This is a genomic window from Megamonas sp. Calf98-2 (genome assembly GCF_900110235.1).
Lineage (GTDB): Bacteria > Bacillota > Negativicutes > Selenomonadales > Selenomonadaceae > Megamonas > Megamonas funiformis.
Genome location: NZ_FOCY01000016.1, coordinates 14,975 through 34,661, shown reverse-complemented (window position 1 = coordinate 34,661; position 19,687 = coordinate 14,975). Strand labels below are relative to the sequence as shown.

The following is a 19,687-nucleotide window of genomic DNA, read 5'->3' as shown; positions in this document are numbered from 1 at the left end:
AAAGCTTCCTTTCAATATTGGATAATGGGGTGAATAATCCCAATTGCAAATAAAAAGTAGCTTTGTTTGTAATCAAAAACATACATCTCATTATCTAAATACTAAATAATATTTTATTATTTATTTTTATTTATGGTTTTAGTATAGCACAAATCAATAAACTATGGTTATTTAACTTATAATTTATAAAAATTTTAACGCAATGTTAAATTCATAGCACAACGATTAGCTTCATATTTAATTTTTTCTTCATCAATAATAGTAAAAGCTCTATTTTCTAATAAAACTTTACCATCTACTAATACTGTATCAACCATTGAGCCATTCATGCTATACGCTAATAAAGATACTAAATCATGACGTGGATAACATTGTGGAGCAGACATATCAAATAAAACGATATCGGCTTTATATCCTTCTTTGATTAAGCCTACATTATTTAATCCTACAGCTTTAGCACCGTATTCTGTTCCCATTTTTACACCTTCAAGAGCTGGCACAGCTAATGGGTCTAAAGTATTTACTTTATGCAGTAAAGTTGCTAAATTAATTTCTTCTAACATATCAAGATTATTATTACTAGAAGCTCCATCTGTACCTAAACCTACACAAACTCCTGCTTTTAATAATTGTGGAACTGGAGCAACACCGCTGGCAAGTTTCATATTGCTTCCTGGATTATGCGCTACACGTACATTGTATTTCTTCATAATTTGAATATCTTCATCTGTTAAATGAACACAATGAGCAGCTAATACGCCACGGTCTAAAATACCTACTTTTTCCATTAAAGCTATAGGTGTTTTGCCATATTCTTTTAAACAATTTTCTACTTCACCTTTAGTTTCTGCTAAATGAATATGAATTTCTCCATTATATTTTTCACTAACTTTCACTACTTTTTGTAGAAAATCTGGAGGGCAAGTATATGGTGCATGAGGGCCAAACATAACTGTTATTTTGCCATCATTAGCATTGTTAAAATCTCTAAATAAGATTTTATTTTCTTCTAATGCTTGATTGCCATTTGGAGCTACACCAATAATACCGCGGGAAAGCACTGCTCTAATATCTGTATCAATACAAGCCTGTGCTACTTGGTCCATATCGCCATACATATCAGCAAAAGTAGTTGTACCACTTTTTATCATTTCAGCGATACCAAGCATAGCACCCCAATAAATATCTTCTTTTTTCATTTTAGCTTCAATTGGCCATATTTTATTTTCTAACCAATCCATAAGCTTCATATCATCAGCATAACTACGCAATAAAGTCATGGATACATGTGTATGTGCATTAACAAAACCAGCTGTTGCTAATTTATCTGTACCATCAATCACTTTTTCTGCTTTAAATGTTTCTGGTATATTTTCTACAGCTAAAATTTCGCTATCTTTAATTGCAATATCTGCAATTTTTACTTTGCCATCAGCTAATAAAACGTTAGCATTTTTTATTAAAATATTCATATTTAAACCTCTTAATTATGCTTTTGCTAAATATGCTTTTTGTTCTTCTGTCAATTCATCAAGTTCTACGCCAAGAGCTTTTAATTTAATTTGAGCAATTTTTGTATTGATTTCTTCTGGCATTAAATATACTTTATTTTCCATTTCTTGATGATGATTCAAAATATGAAGTGCAGAGAAGAATTGTACACCAAAGGATAAATCCATGATTTCTGCTGGATGTCCATCACCTGCTGCAAGGTTAACTAAACGGCCTTCAGCTAAAAGATATAATTTGCGTCCATCTTTTTGTACATATTCTTCAATATTTTTACGAACAGGACGATGAGATACAGAATTTTTGAGTAAATCCACTTTGTTGATTTCCACATCGAAATGTCCAGAATTTGCCATCATTGCGCCATCTTTCATGAGTGCAAAATGTTTTTCATTGATGACATTATCACATCCTGTAAGAGTCAAGAAGATATCACCAATTTTAGCAGCTTCTTCCATAGGCATTACTCTAAAGCCATCAAATACTGCTTCAATAGCTTTAATTGGGTCAACTTCAGTGATAACTACATTCGCACCAAGACCTTTAGCACGCATAGCTCCACCTTTACCACACCAGCCATAACCAGCAATTACTACTGTTTTGCCTGCAATTACTAAATTTGTGGTACGCATGATGCCATCCCAAGTGGATTGACCTGTACCATAGCGATTATCAAATAAATATTTACAATATGCATCATTTGCTGCAATCATAGGGAATTTTAATTTTCCTTGTTCAGCTAAAGCTTTTAAGCGAATAACACCTGTTGTAGTTTCTTCGCTACCGCCAATAATTCTATCAATTAATTCAGGACGTTCATTATGAATACGTGCTACTAAATCGCCACCATCATCAATAATCATATCTGGATTGCAATCTAATGCTTTATCAATGAACATATCATATTCTTCATTTGTGCAATTATACCAAGAATATACTGTTACGCCGTCTTCAACAAGTGCAGCTACAACATCATCTTGTGTAGAAAGTGGGTTACTGCCTGTAGCGATAACTTCTGCTCCTGCATTTTTAAATACTAAAGCTAAATATGCAGTTTTAGCTTCTAAGTGCATAGTGATAACTACTTTTTTACCAGCAAAAGGTTTTGTTTTGCTATACTCTTCATCTATAGAACGAAGTACAGGCATAAAGTTTTTTACCCATGCAATTTTATCATGACCTGATGGTGCAAGTTTAATATCTCTAATCATTGATTCCATTAAGAATTCCTCCTAAATTATTTAAAGTTTCTAATTTACTAAAATCAGTACGCTCTATCTGTAAAGGCGTAACTGATATATAACCATTTTTTACAACTTCAATATCTGTAAATTCATCATTGCCTATATCTTTAGCTCGCCCTTGCATTTTATACGCTATAGAGCCATCATCTAAAATCACAGCATCAAATTCATTTTCATAAATACGACGCCCATGTTTAGTAAATACAAATTTTATTTTATTATCTTTCAAGCTTTTAGGGAAGTTTATATTATACATAAATAATTTATCAGTATTATAAAAAAAACTAATCCTATCTGCCATTACTTTTGCAATCGTTGAAAATGATACATTTGATTTACTAGATACAGAAAGGGCTATAGAAGATATTTTATGATTATATCCTTCTAAAGCCGCTCCTACTGTTCCCGAATAAAGCACATCTGTTCCTAAATTAGCTCCATTATTTATACCTGAAATTATCAAGTCTGGTTTTTCTTTTAATAAAAATTCCAAAGCTAATTTAGTACAATCTGCTGGTGTTCCTTCCACAGCATAAGCCGTTACATTTTTCATCTTCATATCCACAGTTTCTACATGCAAAGGAACACCCATAGTCAAAGCCTGCGACATTCCGCTTTGCTCTGTCATCGGTGCTACAATAAAAACCTCATGTTTTAAAGATAACTCTTTAGCTATAGCTTTTAAGCCTTCGGCTTTTATGCCATCATCGTTAACTAATAAAATCTTCATAAAAACCTCATCAATATTATAATTGGTTCATCATTTTATGAGTTTGTGGTATTACTCTAACATTTTTCAATACTTGCATTGCTCTAGTTTGCCATTTGAGCATTTTTTCTGGAGGAGCTTCATGCAATCCTCCTAATGGTGTAATTGGCTGTAAAACTAATAAAATATTTTCATCAATATTTTTTATGATGGATAATGCTTTTTCAAAATCTTCAACTGTAGACTCATTGGAAACTACAATTTTTACATAAACATCTTTTTTACTAGCCAATTTCAAAAATTCTTCATGCTCTTGCCAATAAGCTTTACCAATATCGCTCGGCAATTTCATATCCATGCTGATTATATCTATTTCATCAATAACTTGAGCTAATTGTTTCACCAAAGTACCATTTGTTTCCAAAAATAATGGTATAGATAATGGCTTTAGATTTTTAGCTAATTCTAAGATAATCTGTGGATATAATAACGGCTCTCCACCAGTAATACTGATAGAATGATGTGGCTGTTGTAAACGATAATTGATATAAGGCATGATGTCATTTAAATCCAAAGGATTTTTTAATTCTAAATCGCCTTCATATCCTTCACATTTTTCTAAAACACATGGAACTAAATTACTATGTGCCAATTTATCCGTATCACAATAAGGGCAATCCATATTGCAACCAATAAGACGAATAAATAATTGTCTGCAACCTACATATTTTCCTTCGCCTTGAATAGAAGAAAAAATTTCTGATACTCCTGCTTGCAAATTAAGCATCCTTTCTATATATAACTGCTGCTTTTGGTGATTCCCATACTTTTATATAATTTAATTTACAATTAGTTTTAAATAAATCATTTGCTTCAATTGTTTCATAAATATATTTAGCTAAATGTTCTGCTGTAGGATTTAATTCTTTAAATTGAGGTAATTCATTTAAGTATTGATGATCCATAGCATCTAATACTTCCATTAACATAGATTTTAATACTTTAAAATCTGCAACCATACCAATATTATCTAATTTATCTCCACTGACAGACATCTCTACAGTCCAGCTATGACCATGTAATCTGTTGCATTTTCCAGGATAATCTACTAAGCGATGAGCTGCTTCAAAAGCTCCATTTACTACTAATTCAAACAAAAAAATTTCCTCCTTAATAATTAATAAAATTAATATAAAAATTATACCATATATTTATCTACTATAAAAATTTTATAATAATTTATTTATATAGCTAAAAAAGAACTATTAGTTTAATCTAATAGTTCTTTTCTTAAATTAACGAGTCAATTCATCATAACTAACTGCACGAGTATGTTTTGTATGTGACCATTCATGTTTATTTCTATCTAAAAATCCTAAAAATACAATTGGGATCCAACTATAAATAAACACTGGATATAAAATTAAGTAAAACCATGCTTTCCATTTAACATGTATCTTTGCCAAAATAATAATAGGTAAAATATATTGCCCCATAGTAATTACAGTTAGCAAACTAGATGGTAAAAATTGATATATATTTGTAAATAACGGATATCCTAATCCCATCTGTACATATGATAAGATGACAAAGAATGTGGAAATCAATAAGAAATGAGGCTGTAATAAATGTAAACAACCATCTAAAATACGAATATCACGACGACGAATACCTTCTTTTAACATCTTCGGAATAAAGCGATGTGCCACGTCAAATTGACCTTGTGCCCAACGTTTACGCTGGTTCCAAGATTGTTTAAAAGTAAGTGGTTTTTCATCATAAACAATCGCATCATGAGCCCATGTTGTTTTTATACCTTCTGCTAAAGATTTCATGGTAAATTCCATATCTTCAACAAGGCAAGTAGCACCCCAACCATGTTTTTTCAAAACGTCTGTTGTAATACACATACCTGTACCACCAAGTACAGAAGATAAACCAATATTTGTTTTCGCTAAATGCCAAATATGGTCAATAACCCAAAAGGCAATCGCAAAAGTTCCGGAAACCCATGTATCATAAGGATTTTTCGCATCAAGATAACCTTGTACTAATTTATCCCCTTTACATAAGCGATTATTCATCTCTAATAAGAAGCGTTTATCTACTAAATTATCTGCATCGAAGATTGCCACTGCATCATATTTACGTTTCATTTCAAATAATCTAGCAAACATCCATTCCATTGCAAAGCCTTTACCACGTTCTTTATCATTAAAACGTTCATGAACAATAGCTCCGCAATCGCGTGCAATCTGAGCTGTATTATCTGTACAGTTATCAGCAATTACAAAAATATCATATAGTTCTTTTGGATAATCTAACATTTTTAAGTTATCCACTAATTGACCAATTACTGCAGATTCATTATGTGCTGCCACAATTACTGCAAAAGTTTTTTGTGGTGTTAAAATTTTCTTTTCCTTTTTGCGCCACAGACCATTTACACCTATTAAAAAATAATAAACTGTAAATAAGAAAATTATTATCTGAATTGGCACCATAATCCAATCGAGAATATACATTTAAATCCCCTTTTAGTTATTTATTTTAGTTACGACCTAAAGAAAATATAGTATTTAAAATACCTAACAATGCATAAGATATAAAGATATCAAACAAAATTGCATATCCTATAGCATCGCGACCAAAATACAATACACAAATAGCAAAAATAGCTATTATACCTAATGCTACTTTGCTAATTTTTTCGCCTTTGCCCTTAAAATCTGGATATTTAAAAGTACTAACCAATAAATATCCTACAAACATAATTAAAATAGGTAAAAAATATCCCAATGTATCAATTTGCATAGCTGGTGTAATACCTAAATGCGTGGATAATAAAATCCATGTGGCGATTAAGCAACCGCCAGTTGGAATAGGTACTCCCATAAAATAGCCATGTATTACGGAAGCATTTACATTAAAACGAGCTAATCGCCACATGCCACACACAGCGTAAAAAATCACAGCTATCCAACCAAAATAACTAAATTCATACATAACAAAACTATATGCTAAAAATCCTGGTGCTGCACCAAAGGAAACACAATCGCATAAAGAGTCCATCTCTTTACCCATTTCACTGCTAACACCAAAAAAACGAGCTGTTCTACCATCTAAACCATCAGCTACTAATGCCAATAAGATGAATACAGCGCCCCAGAATATATTTCCATTAAATGTGGAAATAATTGAACACATACCAAAAACTAAATTACTAGAAGTAAACAGATTTGGTATGATTACTCTATAATTCATTACTCTTTAATCCTCCCAATAATTGTTTCTCCACCGACAACTTTGTCGCCTTTTTTTACTAATAATTCTACATTTTTTGGTACAACAACTTCTGTGCAAGAACCAAAGCGAATCATACCGTATAATTCGCCTTTAAAAAGTCCATCATTTAAAGTCACCCAAGAAACAATTCTGCGAGCTAAAATACCTGCAATTTGCGTTACAGTTATACGCAAATCCTCATTTTCAATACCTATCATATGACGTTCATTTTCAAAACCTACATCTTTTTTATATGCAGGGTCAAATCTTCCACAACTATATTGCTGACATTTTATTTCGCCTGCAATTGGGCTGCGATTTACATGTACATTAAATACTGATAAGAATATTACTACTTTTCGACCTGGAGCTTTTATAAACTCATCATTATCTACATCTGATACTTCCATCACTGTCCCATCTGCCGGAGATACTAAAATATCTTTTCCCTGTGGAATATTGCGACGTGGATTGCGAAAAAAATACGTAAAAAATAACGTTAATACCGCAGGAAAAACAGCAACTACAGGATGCACAAAATAACCCAAAAGAAAGGTAATTACTACACCAATACCAATAAACGGAAACCCTTCTTTAACAATGGGCAATCTTAACACTCCAACCCCTCCTATGAAAAATTGAAAAATTACTAAAAACCCTTAAAAACATTATATGCTATCCTAAAATGTTTGTCTATCTATACTATTTATATTTTATATATTTATTTAGTTAATTATTTATTATTTTTTAGAAGCTTTCACCGCCATTACAAATCGTGGCAAAGCCATCAATCTGCCTATGCGTTTTGGCTGTAGCATACCCCTAAATAACCATTCTAATTTGGCTTTTTGCATCCAAAGTGGTGCTCTTTTCATAACACCTGCCATAACATCAAATGTACCACCTACGCCTATGCATAGTGGACAATTCAATTCCTGCATATGCGCCTTTAGCCATTTTTCTTGTTTTGGCACGCCCAAAGCTGCCAATAATAAATCTGGCTTAGCTTCTTTTATCTGAGCAATTATTTCAGCCTCATCTTCAGCTGTAAAAAATCCATCTCGTGTTCCTACTATTTGAATACCTGGATAATCTTTTTCTGCTTTTGCTTTTGCTTTTTCTGCTACACCTGGAGCAGAACCAAAGAAAAATATCCGTCTTTTTTTCGCAGGAGCATTAGCAAATAAAGCTTGTACTAAATCAAAACCTGCTACCCTCTCTGGCATTTGCACTCCTAAATAATTAGAAGCCCAAACTGTACCTGCACCATCGGGAACTACTAAATCAGCAGTGTTTAAAATTTCTTTCAATTCAGTATCATGTGTTGCTCGCATAATCATCTCTGCATTAGCAGTTGCTATCAAATGCGGTTTTTCACTGTCCATAAAAGCTTCAGCTGTTTTCACAGCTTCACCCATGGTCAAAGCTGCGACTCTCACTCCTAATATATCTGCTTTACGAAACTCCAAGAGAAACTCTCCTTTTTTATAACTTTTTATGATAAAGTCCATAATTCACAAATATATATTTTAGCATAAAGAATTATATACATCAATGAAATATCTATCAATTATACTTGCAAAACCTATCCTATTTATATTATACTACAAATTTGCTATACTCTTTACAAATTATTATTTTTTTGGTATGTTTAGTGCCATAGAATATTTTTTGGTAATTTAATATTAATTTTATTTTAATAAGGTAGGAAAAAATGCAATTTATTGACAGAACAAAAATTATTGTAAAAGCAGGCGATGGTGGACACGGAAAATCTGCTTTTCGCCGTGAAAAATTCATACCTAAAGGTGGACCAAGTGGCGGTGATGGCGGTCGTGGTGCTGACGTCATTTTAAAAGTTGACCGCAATATGAATACACTTTTAGATTTCCGTTATCATCGCAAATTCGTTGGTAAAAACGGTGGCAATGGTGATATAAAAAATCAATATGGTAAAAATGCACCTCAATGCATTATCAAAGTGCCAGCTGGTACTTTAGTCAAAGATGCTGAAACAGGTGAAGTTTTAGCTGACCTCGTAAATGAAGGTGATGAAGCAATCGTTGCTAAAGGCGGTCGCGGTGGTCGTGGAAATGCTAAATTCGCCACTAGTGCTAATCGTGCTCCTACATTTGCTGAACTCGGTGAACCTGGTGAAGGTAGAACACTTCTTTTAGAATTGAAATTATTAGCTGATGTCGGCTTAGTAGGCTATCCAAGTGTTGGTAAATCTAGTATCATCGCAAGTGTATCAGCAGCTCGCCCTGAAATTGCCGATTATCACTTCACTACTATAACTCCAGTTTTAGGTGTAGTAAGTCTTGGAGATGCTCAAAACTTTGTAATGGCTGATATTCCAGGTCTTATCGAAGGAGCTTCTGAAGGCGTTGGTCTTGGTCATGATTTCTTACGTCATATTGAACGCACAAAAGTTATCATTCACGTTTTAGATGCTTCTGGCATTGAAGGACGCGACCCTGTAGAAGACTTCTACAAAATAAATAAAGAATTATCTTTATACAGCCCAAAACTTGCTAAACGCAGTCAAGTAATCGCAGCTAATAAACTTGATTTACCACAAGCTAGTGAAAACTTAGCTCGAATTCAAGAAATGGCTGAAAAAGAAGGCTTAAAAGTTTTCCCTGTATCTGCAGCAACTAAAGAAGGTCTTCAAGATTTAATGCGTTATGTATATCAAATGCTTCAAGATTATGTTGAAGAAGTAGATGAAGAAGATAATGCAGAAAAAATTTACAATGCTCAAGAAGATGACGCTGATGATATCACTATCAAACGTGATATGACAGGTCAAGGCTTTATCGTTTCTGGTAAATCTTTAGAAAAACTCGTTGCCATGACTAACTTTGGCAATGATGAAGCAATTCGTCGTTTCCAATATATTTGGAGATTAAAAGGTATCGATGAAAAACTTCGCGCTAAAGGTATTAAAGAAGGCGATACTGTATATATTGGTGAAATGGAATTTGAATATAGACAATAATATATCGCTATTGTTTTAATTTAAATTTCTAAATTAGCAAATCACATAAAGAATTTTTATTTTAGTGGGTATTTTAATTAGGTAAAAACTTAATTATACCCACTAAAAAATTATTTAATTTTAAAACTTATTTATAGGAGGATTTTTCATTGATAAAAAACACACTCACAGGTAAACAAAAAAGATTTTTACGCTCTTTAGGTATGACATTAGAGCCAATCGTTCCAATCGGCAAAGAAGGCATCACTCCTGCTGTTGTAAACAGTGCTGATGAAGCTATTGAAAAACGTGAACTCATCAAGGTTCGTGTTCTTCAAAACTGCCCAGAAGATATTGAAGTTGCTATCACTACTTTAGCAGAACGCACTAATTGTGATTTAGTTCAAGTCATTGGTCGTAACGGTCTTTTATGGCGTCGCAATTTCAAAAAACCAAAAATCGAACTTCCTAAATAATATAATTTAACAAATAAAAATATAAATAATGAAATGAGTAAAGATTATGTTACCTCGTCAAGAATTAACTAAAGCCAAACGTATTGTAATCAAAGTCGGCACTAGTACTTTAAATTATGATACAGGAAAATTAAATATCTCAAGAATAGAACATCTAGTACGTGAACTTTCCGATTTAGCTAATCAAGGAAAAGAAATAATTCTCGTTTCTTCAGGAGCTGTAGGTGCAGGTCTTGAACGTATGAAGAAAAATACTCGACCAGCAAGTATTCCCGAAAAACAAGCGATGGCTGCTGTAGGTCAAGGAATATTGATGCATATATATGAAAAATTATTTGCAGAATATGACCAAATAGTAGCTCAAGTTTTATTGACTAAAGAAAATTCTCGTCAATATTCTCAATATATAAATTCACGCAACGCTTTGATGGCTTTATTATCCATGGGGGTAATTCCTATCATCAATGAAAATGATGCTGTTGCTGTTGATGAATTAAAAATTGGCGATAATGACACTTTATCTGCAACTGTTGCAACTTTAGTAGATGCTGACGCTTTAATAATTTTATCCGATATTGATGGATTATATACTGCTAATCCAAGCAAAGATAAAAACGCAAAACTTCTCCATGAAGTACCACATATCACTCCTGAAATTGAAAATATGGCTGGTGGTGCTGGTACATCTATGGGAACAGGCGGAATGAGTACTAAAATCAAAGCGGCTAAAATAACTATTAATTCCGGCTGTACAATGGTCATCGCCTCAGGTTCAGAACATGATGTTTTACGTCGTTTATTAAAAGGTGAAGAGCTAGGCACTATCTTCCCTGCTAAAGAAACTCATCTTAAACAACGCAAATCTTGGCTTGCTTTTGGCAAACAAATAGCTGGCGATATCATTGTTGACGAAGGCTGTGAAAAAGCTGTGCTTTCTGGTTCTAGTTTACTAGCTGTAGGCATTTTAGCTATAGCAGGTGAATTTAAACAGGGAAATACTGTACGTATTTTATCTCAATCTAGTCGTGAAATTGCTCGTGGCAGTGTAAATTATAGTTCTCAAACGCTACAAAAATTAAAAGGTTTACACTCCGACGAATTTAAAAATATTTTATTGGACAATTCACCAATATTTGATGAAGCTGTTCATCGTGATAATATGGTTATTATGGTCTAATTAAAAAAAGGTGATTATATGAGTTCAAATGCACAAATAGATATAAAAGAAATCATTACTAATCAAGCAATGATGGCAAAAAAAGCCTCTCAAAAATTGGCTACATTATCTTCGTTAGAAAAAAATAAAGCATTGCTCACTATGGCACATGCTTTAGAAGTAAAAACTCCGATTATTTTAGAAGAAAATAATATCGATATGGAAAATGGTCGCCAAAAAGGCTTATCTGCTTCTTTGCTAGATAGATTGCTTTTGACTACAGAACGAATTGCTCAAATGGCTAATGGTCTTCGTCAAATTGCTAATTTAAACGACCCTGTTGGTAATGGCATCATGTCTTGCCGTCGTCCTAATGGCTTAGATATTCGCTGTATTCGTGTACCACTTGGTCTTGTTGGCATAGTTTATGAAGCTCGTCCAAATGTTACAGCTGATGCTATAGGACTTTGCCTAAAATCTGGTAATGCTGTGATTTTACGTGGCGGTTCAGAAGCTATTCATTCAAATAAAATCTTAGCTTCCATCTTAGCTGAAGCTGCTTATAGTGCAGGTATTCCTCATGGAGCTATTCAATTTGTCAGCATAACAGAACATGAGGCTGTAGATGTGATGATGCGTTTAAATAAATATGTTGATGTAATCATTCCACGTGGTGGCGCTGGCTTAATAAAACGTGTAGTTGAAAATAGTTCTGTTCCTGTAATTGAAACTGGTGTAGGTATTTGTCATGTATTTGTTGATGAATTTGCTGATTTAGAATTAGCTACAAAAATCATTCTCAATGCTAAGACTTCTCGTCCTGCAGTCTGCAACGCTATAGAAACAGTTTTAATTGACCAAAAAATTGCCAACGAATATCTTCCTATGATTTGTCAAAAATTATCAGAGGCTAAAGTTGAAATTCGTGGCTGTGAAAAATGTTTGGCTATTTGCCCTGAATTAAAAACAGCTACCAAAGAAGATTGGTCTACTGAATATGGAGATTTAATCATTTCTATAAAAATAGTTGAAAATATTGATGAGGCTATTTCTCATATCAATACTTATGGTAGTGGTCATTCTGAAGCCATCATCACAACTAATTATAATAACGCTTTGAAATTCCAAAAATTAGTAGATGCTTCTGCTGTATATGTAAATGCTTCTACACGTTTCACTGATGGAAATGAATTTGGTTTTGGTGCAGAAATCGGCATTAGTACACAAAAACTCCATGCACGTGGACCAATGGGACTAGAAGCTTTAACTACCATGAAATATTTAATTTATGGTGAAGGTCAAATTCGTTAATGTTTAAATATTTATCTAATTGTCTAAAATTATTAAAACAATATTATTCCACTCCAAAAGGTCATCATGATATTTTAGATTATAGTCGTGCTTTTTTCTTATTTATATTTTTATCTATAATTTTTTCCCTTATTTTAATATATATTTTCTATTAAAACTATTAAAGTTTGGAGATATTTATCATGAAAAAAATAGGTATTATGGGTGGTACATTCGACCCAATTCACGTCGGACATTTAATGATAGCGGAAGCTGTTTGGGATGAATTTAAACTAGATAAAGTTATCTTCATTCCTTCAGCTAATCCCCCTCATAAACACAGTGTAATGACCTCGGCTAAACATCGTTTTAATATGACATTACTTGCAACTTGCTCCAATCCTCATTTTGAAGTATCTTCTATTGAGATGGAACGTTCTGGTCCATCATATACCATAGATACGATAAAAGCGCTTAAAACTATCTATGGTGAAGATACTGATTTTTATTTTATTATCGGTGCTGATTGTATCAACGATTTACCTACATGGCATAAAATTGATGAACTGCTTGCAAGTTGCAAATTCATTGCTACAAAACGACCAAGCTATACTTTAGATTTAACTACCATTCAACAACATTTTAAAAACTTCAATATAACACTTCTAGAAACACCTGAACTTGAAATATCTTCTACAGATATTAGACAACGTATAAAAAAAGGATATTCTATACAATATATAACTACAGAACAAGTTCAGCAATATATTCGTAAAGAAGAACTTTATTTATAAACAAGCTTATTGTATAATGTTTATAATTAAATTACACTTAGAGAAGGAGAACCATGATGTTAGGTGATTTATTACGTGAAACACGTGAACAAAAGAAATTATCATTAGAAGATGTAGAACAAGGTACTAATATACGTAAATTATATATAAAGTCCATTGAAGATGGTGATTATGATAAGCTTCCAGGTGAAGTATTTTTAAAAGGTTTTATCAAAACATATGGTAAATTTTTAGGTTTAAACAGCCTAGAACTTATTGAGCAATACAAAAAAGAAAAAAATGCGTCTACCTCTGAAAAAGAAGTAGAACCAACTAATCAAGTTCAAGAACAACCTGTTTCTCCTGCTCAACCTCCAAAAGTTGAAGAAAAAATAACTGAAAAAACTGCTGAACCAACTAAAGAAAAAAACATTCCTAAAATAGACTCTTTTGCTAGCAATCAAGCATATTTGCAACCAACTAAATCCAATAGCAAAAAAAATATTTTTCTCGTTATTATCATCTTAATTGTTATAATCGGCGGTGCAGTATTCTTTTTATCTAGCCAAGATACTTCTGATACTAAAGCTCCTGTACATACTACACAGCAGGAATCTACACAACAACCAGAGCAACAAGCTCAACAACCTGCTCCAGCTCCAGTTGTAAATGGCGCTGAAGTAACAGCTGTATTCAATGAAGATTGTTGGACTGAAGTAAAAGTTGATGGTAACGTTGTTCTTTCTGAAACTGTAAAAAAAGGTAGCAATTTAAATTGGAAAGGTAATAATCAAATAGATATTACTGTAGGTAATGCTGGTGCTATTGATATTACATTCAACAATCAACCAGTTGGCAAATTAGGTGATATAGGTGCTGTTGTAACTAAGTCCTTCGTTGCTCCAAATGCACAAAATGCTCAAAATCAGCAACCAGCTACAGCTCAACCACAAAATCCAGCTCCTGCTAATAATGCACAAAACGCACCTGCTGCCAATGCTCAAAATGCTACTCAGCAACAAGCAAAATAATTAAAAATTTACAGACTTACTTAGAGGTGATATTATGAAATGCCCATTCTGTGCAGCTCCCGACAGCCGTGTAGTAGATTCCCGTACTACTGATGATGGTAATTCTATAAGACGACGCCGCGAATGTACAGTTTGCGGAAAAAGATTTACCACTTATGAAACTGTAGAAAAAGTACCTTTAATGGTCATAAAAAATGATGGTAGTCGTGCTGTATTCGCTAAAGAAAAAATTCTCCAAGGTATTATTCGCTCTTGTTATAAACGAGATATACCTACTGAAAAAATCATCAAATTAGCTGATGATATTGAACGCGAAATCTGCAATACGATGAAACATGAAATTCCCAGCAAGATTATTGGTGAAATCGTCATGAAACATCTCAAGACTTTCGATAAAGTTGCCTATATTCGTTTTGCTTCTGTTTATCGTAAATTCTCAGATATCGATAATTTCAAGCAAGAATTAGAAAATCTTAATTCTATGAATAAAGATAAACTAAAATAAATTTATTCAAGCTCACTTTTGTGAGCTTTTTTCTTATTTATTATCATAAATTTAACTATAAAATAAAGGAGAATACGCCCACTTTGAATTGGAAATTAAAACAACAATTACAAGAAATGCTCAAACAAGAACAAGGATATAAAATCTTTCCTGGTGGCTTTCGCAAACGATTTGCCCTAGCTTATCCAAATTCTTATTTTGTTGGTATGTCTAATCTAGGTTTTCATATAATTTATGACCAAATAAACAACCGCAATGACAGTGCTTGTGAACGTTTCTTTTTGCCTGATAAAAATTTAATAGATGATTATACACGCACTCATACTCCGCTTATGAGTATGGAAACACAAACACCACTTCATGATTTTGCTTTAATTGGCTTTACTATTTCTTTTGAAATGGACTATTTCAATATTTTACAAATGCTCTCTTTAGGTAAAGTAAAATTATTAGCTAACGAACGCACAGAAAAAGACCCAATTGTCATCGCTGGCGGTCCTTGTGCTACATTTAATCCTGAACCACTCTCATTATTTATTGATGCTTTCATCATTGGCGAAGGTGAAGAAACTATTAATAATTTCTTAGATGTATATAATGATCCATCTAATGAAAATTTATCCCGCAAAGAATTATTATTTAAACTCGCTCAAGTGCCAGGTGTCTATGTACCTTGTTTTTATGACCATATATATGATGAAAATAATAAACTTTCCGCCATCAAAACAAATAATAATGTTCCTCAAAAAGTCTCTCGTCAATGGATAAGAGATTTAGATGCTTATGATGGTAAAACTGTCATCACTACAGAAAATACAGAATTCAATTTATTTCTAATCGAAACATCTCGTGGCTGTGGTCGTCATTGTCGTTTTTGCATGGCAGGATATTGCTTTAGAAAACCTCGCCATCGCAGTTTAGATAAATTATTATCATATTTACCGCAGGCAAAAAATCTGAATAAAAAAGTAGGTCTAATGGGCCCTGCAATATCTGATTATCCGCAAATCAATGAACTTTGCTCACATATTCGCAGTCAAGATATGCCTATGTCTGTTGCTTCTTTTCGTGCTGACTCCGTAACACAAGAATTAGTAGATGCTCTTGCTCAAAGTGGACAAAGAACATTGACTCTAGCACCTGAAGCAGGCAGTGAAAAAATCCGTCATATCATCAATAAAGGCATCGAAGAAGAACATCTCTTTAAATCCATCTCTATGGGTATAAATGCTGGCGTTAAAAATTATCGCTTATATATCATGGTAGGTCTTCCTAATGAAGATGAAAATGATATTAAAGCCATTGTTGATATGACTATTCGCTTAAAACAATATATGGAAAAACTTGGTTCTAAAGGAACTTTAACCTTGAGTATCAATCCATTTATCGCCAAACCATGCACACCATTTCAATGGAGTGCTATGGCAGATTTAAAACAAACGGAAAAATATTTTAAATATATAAAATCTGAACTAAAAAAATATAAAAATATCGAAGTTCAATTTGAATCCACCAAAGAATCATTTATCCAAGGCATATTAGCTAGAGGAGATAGAAAAATTTCTCAAGTAATTTATGAAGCTCATTTAAATGGCGGTAGCAAAGCGTTTAAACGTGCCTTAAAAACTTTCAAAATCAATGCTGATGATTATTTATATCGCAATTTTGATAAAGAAGAATTACTTCCTTGGGATAGCTTAGATATGGGCTTTACTAAAGATTATTTATGGAAAGAATTGCAAACAGCACTTCAAGAAAAACACACTATACAGTGCTTTGATGGTTGCAAGCGTTGTGGTGTCTGCAAATAATCCATATTTATTATCTTTTATCCTTTATGTATATTTAGGAGTTGATATTTTTGTTCAAATTAATTCACGCTCAAAATAATTTATGGTATGGACAATTTTCTATTTTTCCTCAAGATAAAGTAATTCATGCCATATCTACTAGATTTAACGGTCATAGTAAAGCACCATTTGATGGCTTAAATTTAGCTTTACATGTAAATGATAATCCAGATGATGTCATCGCTAATCGCCAATTATTTTGTAAAGGTTTAAATTTAGATAGTCATAAAATGACTACTTGTAAGCAAGTTCATGGCAATAAAGTAGCTTGTATCACTGAAGAAAATATCGGTAGTGGTGCTATTTCTTTTGCAAATTCCATCGACGATACAGATGCGCTAATTACCAATCTAAAAAATGTACCACTCACTTTATTTTTTGCAGATTGCACACCTATTATGATTTATGACCCTAAAAATAATGCTATTGGTGTAGCTCATGGTGGTTGGCGTGGCACTGTAAGCGAAATTGCCAAGCATACAGTAGCAGAAATGACTAAACATTATCACACTAATCCTAGTGATTGCCTAGCTTCCATAGGTCCATCTATTGGAGCATGTTGTTATGAAATAGGTGATGAGGTAGTTGCAAAATTTAATGAAGTCTTCCAAAATGATAGCGATAAAATCTTGCATTTTAATCAAGATAGTAAAAAATATCATTTAGATCTTTGGCAAGCAAATGCTATTATCTTACAAAGAGCAGGAGTTCTAGCTGATAATATTGATATGGCTAATACTTGCACTGCTTGTAACAAAGATGTATTTTTCTCTTATCGTGCAGATAATGGCAAAACAGGTAGAATAGCTTCGATTATTTCACTTAGATAAATAATTTTGCCTAAAGTATGGATAATTTTCATAAATTATTATATTATTAAATAGATTATAAGATTTTCAGGGGATGAATTTCTATGATTAAAGAAAATTTAAAAACTGTTCAAGAACATATTAAAGAAAGTATAGCAAAAAGACATAATGCTGCTAGTGAAGATGTTTTATTAGTAGCAGTAACTAAAAATCATGATGTAACTTCTATGCAAGAAGCTATTGATGCTGGTGCTAATGTAATCGGTGAAAATCGAGTACAAGAAGCCTTGCAAAAACATGAAACTTTAAATCGTGATGTAACATGGCATTTAATTGGTCATTTACAGACCAATAAAGCTAAATATGCTGTAAAACTATTTGATATGATTGAATCAGTAGATAGTATCAAATTAGCTGAAGCTCTAAATAAAGAAGCACAAAAAATCGACAAAGTTCAACAAGTATTAGTACAAGTTAATTTAGTCAAAGAAGCTTCAAAAACTGGGGTTTATTTAGAGGAATTAGGCGTGCTTTTAGCGAAAATTGATATATTAAGCAATTTAAAACTTATGGGGCTAATGTTTATTGCACCAAAAGTAGATAATTTAGAAGATGTTCGTCCTATGTTTGCTCAAATGTTTAAACTCTTTAAAAAAGTTCAAGCTAAAACATTTGCTACATCAGAAATAAAATATCTATCTATGGGCATGACACATGATTACCAAATAGCTATTGAAGAAGGTGCTAATATCGTTCGTGTTGGCACAGGTATCTTCGGCCCACGTCAATATTAAGGAGAAATATATATTATGAAAATTGTCGACAAAATCCGCAATAAGATGGGACAAAATCCTGAATCTGAAGAATATATTGAAGAAGTAGATAACACTGATGATAGTGATTTACAAGCAACAACTTATCAAAATCCTGATAATGTTGTAGATTTTAAAAATAAAGCTAAAAACAACCAATTAAAAGTAATGGTAATTGAGCCAGTTTCTTTTGATGATGCTCAGCAAGTAGCTGACCATATTCGTAACCACAAACCAGTTGTAGTAAACTTTGAAAACACTAGTAGCGATATTGCTAAACGCATTATTGATTTTATCAGTGGTACTACTTACGCTTTATCCGGCGATATTAAAAAAGTTGGTAAAAATGTATTTATGTGTGCCCCAAATAATGTTAGTGTTAATTTCACTGAAGAATTGAAAAAACCATCTTCTTCAACAACTATGCCTTGGGAAGAATAAATAAAAAGGATTGATTTTTTTATAATGGCAGACCGTGAAAAGATTATTCGCTTTTATAAAGGAACTGAAGGCGAAGAAATTGTTATAAAATTAATAGACGCAGTAGAAGCTGTAAACAAAACAAAAAAATTCCGTGCTACAGATTTTCTTGACCCTTATGGCTGTGAAATAGCTGAAACTGTAGTCGCTCACTATGATGGTATATCTGTTAATTTCTTTGGCGGATATATCGGTGCAGAAAGACAATGTGCCAACTTTGTACATGAAGATTTTATGGGAAAACCTTCTTATAATATCTCTGTTGTTAAAGCTACATGGAACGATAAATTCTATCGTCTTTCGCATCGTGATGTCTTAGGTGCTCTCATGGGACTTGGCATCAAACGTGAGCAAATAGGTGATTTATTGATAACTTTAGGTATGGTAAAAATTATTTGCACTACTAAAATGGCTGATTTCATCTTACAAAATTTAACACAAATCAGTTCAGCTAAAGTTAGTTGTGAATTAGATAACCTTGGAACTATCGCTCCTCGTGAAGAACGTTGCAAAGAAATAACTTCCACTGTAGCCTCTTTACGTATTGATTCTATCGCAGCTTCTGGATTTGGAGCTTCTCGCAGTAAAATGTCTTCTATGATCGATGCTGAAAAACTCAAATTAAATTGGCAAACTGTGAAAAGTGCCTCCCAAATGGTAAAACAAGGTGATATCATTTCCATTCGTGGACGTGGTCGCCTAGAAGTAGCTGAAGTTCGTGGAACTACAAAAAAAGGACGTACTGTTGTTTTATTAAAACGTTATCTTTAAAAATGGG

General features: G+C 32.8%; 21 protein-coding genes. 12 read left to right on the top strand and 9 right to left on the bottom strand.

Features of this window, described 5'->3' with window-relative positions; all coding sequences use genetic code 11:
• Positions 1 to 194: 194 nt before the first annotated feature.
• The 9 genes from BMX03_RS06270 to BMX03_RS06230 form a co-directional block, all read right to left on the bottom strand.
• Complete coding sequence (locus BMX03_RS06270; protein WP_015563115.1) at positions 195 to 1,472, bottom strand: amidohydrolase; 1,278 nt, start codon at positions 1,470 to 1,472, stop codon at positions 195 to 197.
• Between the two features lie 15 nt (positions 1,473 to 1,487).
• On the bottom strand, positions 1,488 to 2,729 hold the full coding sequence (locus tag BMX03_RS06265) for an adenosylhomocysteinase (protein ID WP_015563116.1): 1,242 nt from the start codon (positions 2,727 to 2,729) through the stop codon (positions 1,488 to 1,490).
• Positions 2,713 to 3,483 carry a 5'/3'-nucleotidase SurE gene (gene surE, locus BMX03_RS06260; RefSeq protein ID WP_091694394.1) on the bottom strand — a complete coding sequence of 257 codons (771 nt, stop codon included), beginning with the start codon at positions 3,481 to 3,483 and terminating at the stop codon, positions 2,713 to 2,715. Before surE ends, BMX03_RS06265 begins: the two co-directional genes overlap by 17 nt.
• 16 nt (positions 3,484 to 3,499) lie before the next feature.
• Positions 3,500 to 4,249 (bottom strand): 7-carboxy-7-deazaguanine synthase QueE, encoded by a 750-nt coding sequence (locus BMX03_RS06255; protein WP_015563118.1) that lies wholly within the window; start codon positions 4,247 to 4,249, stop codon positions 3,500 to 3,502.
• Entirely contained in the window at positions 4,242 to 4,619 is a 378-nt protein-coding gene (queD, locus tag BMX03_RS06250; protein WP_008537232.1) for a 6-carboxytetrahydropterin synthase QueD, read from the bottom strand. The genes BMX03_RS06255 and queD overlap by 8 nt, the downstream gene beginning before the upstream one ends.
• Positions 4,620 to 4,757: 138 nt before the next feature.
• On the bottom strand, positions 4,758 to 5,987 hold the full coding sequence (locus tag BMX03_RS06245; RefSeq protein WP_008537231.1) for a glycosyltransferase family 2 protein: 1,230 nt from the start codon (positions 5,985 to 5,987) through the stop codon (positions 4,758 to 4,760).
• Positions 5,988 to 6,012: 25 nt separating this feature from the next.
• Positions 6,013 to 6,726 (bottom strand): CDP-diacylglycerol--serine O-phosphatidyltransferase, encoded by a 714-nt coding sequence (pssA, locus tag BMX03_RS06240; RefSeq protein WP_091694391.1) that lies wholly within the window; start codon positions 6,724 to 6,726, stop codon positions 6,013 to 6,015.
• The gene (locus BMX03_RS06235; RefSeq protein ID WP_022228228.1) at positions 6,726 to 7,364 is read right to left on the bottom strand and encodes a phosphatidylserine decarboxylase family protein; all 639 of its coding nucleotides are present in this window, start codon (positions 7,362 to 7,364) and stop codon (positions 6,726 to 6,728) included. The genes pssA and BMX03_RS06235 overlap by 1 nt, the downstream gene beginning before the upstream one ends.
• Before the next feature lie 123 nt (positions 7,365 to 7,487).
• Positions 7,488 to 8,258 (bottom strand): WecB/TagA/CpsF family glycosyltransferase, encoded by a 771-nt coding sequence (locus BMX03_RS06230; protein WP_051081857.1) that lies wholly within the window; start codon positions 8,256 to 8,258, stop codon positions 7,488 to 7,490.
• Positions 8,259 to 8,461: 203 nt separating this feature from the next.
• Between BMX03_RS06230 and obgE the strand changes: the two genes are divergently transcribed.
• The 12 genes from obgE (at position 8,462) to BMX03_RS06170 (ending at position 19,680) form a co-directional block, all read left to right on the top strand.
• Positions 8,462 to 9,748, top strand: coding sequence for a GTPase ObgE (obgE, locus tag BMX03_RS06225; protein ID WP_008537225.1), 1,287 nt, complete (start codon positions 8,462 to 8,464; stop codon positions 9,746 to 9,748).
• A 149-nt stretch (positions 9,749 to 9,897) separates the two neighbouring features.
• A complete protein-coding gene (gene yhbY / locus BMX03_RS06220) occupies positions 9,898 to 10,203 on the top strand; it encodes a ribosome assembly RNA-binding protein YhbY (RefSeq protein ID WP_008537224.1) in 306 nt (101 codons plus the stop codon).
• 46 nt (positions 10,204 to 10,249) lie between these two features.
• Positions 10,250 to 11,380 (top strand): glutamate 5-kinase, encoded by a 1,131-nt coding sequence (gene proB / locus BMX03_RS06215; protein ID WP_015563124.1) that lies wholly within the window; start codon positions 10,250 to 10,252, stop codon positions 11,378 to 11,380.
• An 18-nt stretch (positions 11,381 to 11,398) separates the two neighbouring features.
• Positions 11,399 to 12,670, top strand: a complete 1,272-nt coding sequence (locus BMX03_RS06210; protein WP_018999446.1) for a glutamate-5-semialdehyde dehydrogenase — start codon at positions 11,399 to 11,401, stop codon at positions 12,668 to 12,670.
• A 182-nt stretch (positions 12,671 to 12,852) separates the two neighbouring features.
• Positions 12,853 to 13,443: a nicotinate-nucleotide adenylyltransferase gene (gene nadD / locus BMX03_RS06205; protein ID WP_008537220.1), complete on the top strand. Its 591-nt coding sequence runs from the start codon at positions 12,853 to 12,855 to the stop codon at positions 13,441 to 13,443.
• A 53-nt stretch (positions 13,444 to 13,496) separates the two neighbouring features.
• Positions 13,497 to 14,453, top strand: coding sequence for a helix-turn-helix domain-containing protein (locus tag BMX03_RS06200; RefSeq protein WP_255361425.1), 957 nt, complete (start codon positions 13,497 to 13,499; stop codon positions 14,451 to 14,453).
• A gap of 34 nt (positions 14,454 to 14,487) precedes the next feature.
• On the top strand, positions 14,488 to 14,958 hold the full coding sequence (nrdR, locus tag BMX03_RS06195; protein ID WP_008537218.1) for a transcriptional regulator NrdR: 471 nt from the start codon (positions 14,488 to 14,490) through the stop codon (positions 14,956 to 14,958).
• A gap of 83 nt (positions 14,959 to 15,041) precedes the next feature.
• The gene (locus BMX03_RS06190; RefSeq protein ID WP_022228231.1) at positions 15,042 to 16,769 is read left to right on the top strand and encodes a TIGR03960 family B12-binding radical SAM protein; all 1,728 of its coding nucleotides are present in this window, start codon (positions 15,042 to 15,044) and stop codon (positions 16,767 to 16,769) included.
• A 50-nt stretch (positions 16,770 to 16,819) separates the two neighbouring features.
• A complete protein-coding gene (gene pgeF, locus BMX03_RS06185; RefSeq protein WP_075555291.1) occupies positions 16,820 to 17,638 on the top strand; it encodes a peptidoglycan editing factor PgeF in 819 nt (272 codons plus the stop codon).
• An 83-nt stretch (positions 17,639 to 17,721) separates the two neighbouring features.
• On the top strand, positions 17,722 to 18,411 hold the full coding sequence (locus BMX03_RS06180; protein WP_091694385.1) for a YggS family pyridoxal phosphate-dependent enzyme: 690 nt from the start codon (positions 17,722 to 17,724) through the stop codon (positions 18,409 to 18,411).
• Between the two features lie 15 nt (positions 18,412 to 18,426).
• On the top strand, positions 18,427 to 18,870 hold the full coding sequence (locus BMX03_RS06175) for a cell division protein SepF (RefSeq protein ID WP_008537214.1): 444 nt from the start codon (positions 18,427 to 18,429) through the stop codon (positions 18,868 to 18,870).
• Positions 18,871 to 18,894: 24 nt separating this feature from the next.
• The gene (locus BMX03_RS06170; protein ID WP_091694382.1) at positions 18,895 to 19,680 is read left to right on the top strand and encodes a YlmH family RNA-binding protein; all 786 of its coding nucleotides are present in this window, start codon (positions 18,895 to 18,897) and stop codon (positions 19,678 to 19,680) included.
• Positions 19,681 to 19,687: the final 7 nt, after the last annotated feature.

Coding starts and splice junctions, on each gene's coding strand:
- BMX03_RS06265 (WP_015563116.1), bottom strand. CDS start 2,729: ATGGAATCAATGATTAGAGATATTAAACTTGCACCATCAGGTCATGAT.
- BMX03_RS06245 (WP_008537231.1), bottom strand. CDS start 5,987: ATGTATATTCTCGATTGGATTATGGTGCCAATTCAGATAATAATTTTC.
- BMX03_RS06210 (WP_018999446.1), top strand. CDS start 11,399: ATGAGTTCAAATGCACAAATAGATATAAAAGAAATCATTACTAATCAA.
- BMX03_RS06175 (WP_008537214.1), top strand. CDS start 18,427: ATGAAAATTGTCGACAAAATCCGCAATAAGATGGGACAAAATCCTGAA.
- pssA (WP_091694391.1), bottom strand. CDS start 6,726: ATGAATTATAGAGTAATCATACCAAATCTGTTTACTTCTAGTAATTTA.
- nadD (WP_008537220.1), top strand. CDS start 12,853: ATGAAAAAAATAGGTATTATGGGTGGTACATTCGACCCAATTCACGTC.
- surE (WP_091694394.1), bottom strand. CDS start 3,483: ATGAAGATTTTATTAGTTAACGATGATGGCATAAAAGCCGAAGGCTTA.
- BMX03_RS06255 (WP_015563118.1), bottom strand. CDS start 4,249: ATGCTTAATTTGCAAGCAGGAGTATCAGAAATTTTTTCTTCTATTCAA.
- proB (WP_015563124.1), top strand. CDS start 10,250: ATGTTACCTCGTCAAGAATTAACTAAAGCCAAACGTATTGTAATCAAA.
- nrdR (WP_008537218.1), top strand. CDS start 14,488: ATGAAATGCCCATTCTGTGCAGCTCCCGACAGCCGTGTAGTAGATTCC.
- BMX03_RS06230 (WP_051081857.1), bottom strand. CDS start 8,258: ATGGACTTTATCATAAAAAGTTATAAAAAAGGAGAGTTTCTCTTGGAG.
- BMX03_RS06200 (WP_255361425.1), top strand. CDS start 13,497: ATGATGTTAGGTGATTTATTACGTGAAACACGTGAACAAAAGAAATTA.
- BMX03_RS06270 (WP_015563115.1), bottom strand. CDS start 1,472: ATGAATATTTTAATAAAAAATGCTAACGTTTTATTAGCTGATGGCAAA.
- obgE (WP_008537225.1), top strand. CDS start 8,462: ATGCAATTTATTGACAGAACAAAAATTATTGTAAAAGCAGGCGATGGT.
- BMX03_RS06180 (WP_091694385.1), top strand. CDS start 17,722: ATGATTAAAGAAAATTTAAAAACTGTTCAAGAACATATTAAAGAAAGT.
- BMX03_RS06170 (WP_091694382.1), top strand. CDS start 18,895: ATGGCAGACCGTGAAAAGATTATTCGCTTTTATAAAGGAACTGAAGGC.